At 50.7% G+C, this 2,308-nt stretch carries 1 rRNA gene; it reads right to left on the bottom strand.

Annotation, left to right across the window (positions count from 1 at the left end):
- Positions 1-2,132 (bottom strand): 23S ribosomal RNA (locus APH33_RS22620); the annotation flags it as partial.
- Positions 2,133-2,308 lie beyond the last annotated feature (176 nt).

Here is a 2,308-nt window from a genome sequence, read left to right as displayed (position 1 = left end):
GTCCCCACTTCAAAGCCTCCCACCTATCCTACACAAGCAAATTCAAAGTCCAGTGCAAAGCTATAGTAAAGGTTCACGGGGTCTTTCCGTCTAGCCGCGGATACACTGCATCTTCACAGCGATTTCAATTTCACTGAGTCTCGGGTGGAGACAGCGCCGCCATCGTTACGCCATTCGTGCAGGTCGGAACTTACCCGACAAGGAATTTCGCTACCTTAGGACCGTTATAGTTACGGCCGCCGTTTACCGGGGCTTCGATCAAGAGCTTCGCTTGCGCTAACCCCATCAATTAACCTTCCGGCACCGGGCAGGCGTCACACCCTATACGTCCACTTTCGTGTTTGCAGAGTGCTGTGTTTTTAATAAACAGTCGCAGCGGCCTGGTATCTTCGACCGGCATGGGCTTACGGAGCAAGTCCTTCACCCTCGCCGGCGCACCTTCTCCCGAAGTTACGGTGCCATTTTGCCTAGTTCCTTCACCCGAGTTCTCTCAAGCGCCTTGGTATTCTCTACCTAACCACCTGTGTCGGTTTGGGGTACGGTTCCCAGTTATCTGAAGCTTAGGAGCTTTTCTTGGAAGCATGGCATCAACCACTTCGCGCTCTAATGAGCACTCGTCATCAGCTCTCGGCCTTGAAATCCCGGATTTGCCTAAGATCTCAGCCTACCACCTTAAACTTGGACAACCAACGCCAAGCTGGCCTAGCCTTCTCCGTCCCTCCATCGCAATAACTGGAAGTACAGGAATATTAACCTGTTTTCCATCGACTACGCTTTTCAGCCTCGCCTTAGGGACCGACTAACCCTGCGTCGATTAACGTTGCGCAGGAAACCTTGGTCTTTCGGCGTGCGAGTTTTTCACTCGCATTGTCGTTACTCATGTCAGCATTCGCACTTCTGATACCTCCAGCAAGCTTCTCAACTCACCTTCACAGGCTTACAGAACGCTCCTCTACCGCATCACCAGAAGGTGATACCCGTAGCTTCGGTGCATGGTTTGAGCCCCGTTACATCTTCCGCGCAGGCCGACTCGACTAGTGAGCTATTACGCTTTCTTTAAAGGGTGGCTGCTTCTAAGCCAACCTCCTAGCTGTCTAAGCCTTCCCACATCGTTTCCCACTTAACCATGACTTTGGGACCTTAGCTGACGGTCTGGGTTGTTTCCCTTTTCACGACGGACGTTAGCACCCGCCGTGTGTCTCCCATGCTCGGCACTTGTAGGTATTCGGAGTTTGCATCGGTTTGGTAAGTCGGGATGACCCCCTAGCCGAAACAGTGCTCTACCCCCTACAGTGATACATGAGGCGCTACCTAAATAGCTTTCGAGGAGAACCAGCTATCTCCGAGCTTGATTAGCCTTTCACTCCGATCCACAGGTCATCCGCTAACTTTTCAACGGTAGTCGGTTCGGTCCTCCAGTCAGTGTTACCTAACCTTCAACCTGCCCATGGATAGATCGCCCGGTTTCGGGTCTATACCCAGCGACTAAACGCCCTATTAAGACTCGCTTTCGCTACGCCTCCCCTATTCGGTTAAGCTCGCCACTGAATATAAGTCGCTGACCCATTATACAAAAGGTACGCAGTCACCTAACAAAGTAGGCTCCCACTGCTTGTACGCATACGGTTTCAGGTTCTATTTCACTCCCCTCTCCGGGGTTCTTTTCGCCTTTCCCTCACGGTACTGGTTCACTATCGGTCAGTCAGTAGTATTTAGCCTTGGAGGATGGTCCCCCCATGTTCAGACAAAGTTTCTCGTGCTCCGTCCTACTCGATTTCATTGACAAGAGATTTTCGTGTACGGGGCTATCACCCACTATGGCCGCACTTTCCAGAGCGTTCCACTAATCTCAAATCAACTTAAGGGCTGGTCCCCGTTCGCTCGCCACTACTAAGGGAATCTCGGTTGATTTCTTTTCCTCAGGGTACTTAGATGTTTCAGTTCCCCTGGTTCGCCTCTTGTACCTATGTATTCAGTACAAGATACTCAGCTTATGCTGAGTGGGTTCCCCCATTCAGAGATCTCTGGATCACAGTCTGTTTGCCGACTCCCCAAAGCTTATCGCAGGCTACCACGTCTTTCATCGCCTCTGACTGCCAAGGCATCCACCGTATGCGCTTCTTCACTTGACCATATAACCCCAAGCAATCTGGTTATACTGTGAAGACGACATTCGCCGAAAATTCGCATGTTGCGCTTTCGCGCAGAACTCACAAATTTTACCTTAGCCTGATCCACCAGCAGTGAAACTGGTGTTCAGTCTATATCTATCACATATCCGAATTTTTAAAGAACGATCTGACAAAAG

It is taken from the genome of Pseudomonas sp. NBRC 111130 (assembly GCF_001320485.1).
GTDB classification, from domain to species: domain Bacteria; phylum Pseudomonadota; class Gammaproteobacteria; order Pseudomonadales; family Pseudomonadaceae; genus Aquipseudomonas; species Aquipseudomonas vlassakiae.
Note: the sequence above shows the minus strand (reverse complement) of the source record. Positions and strands in the feature narration are given on the sequence as shown.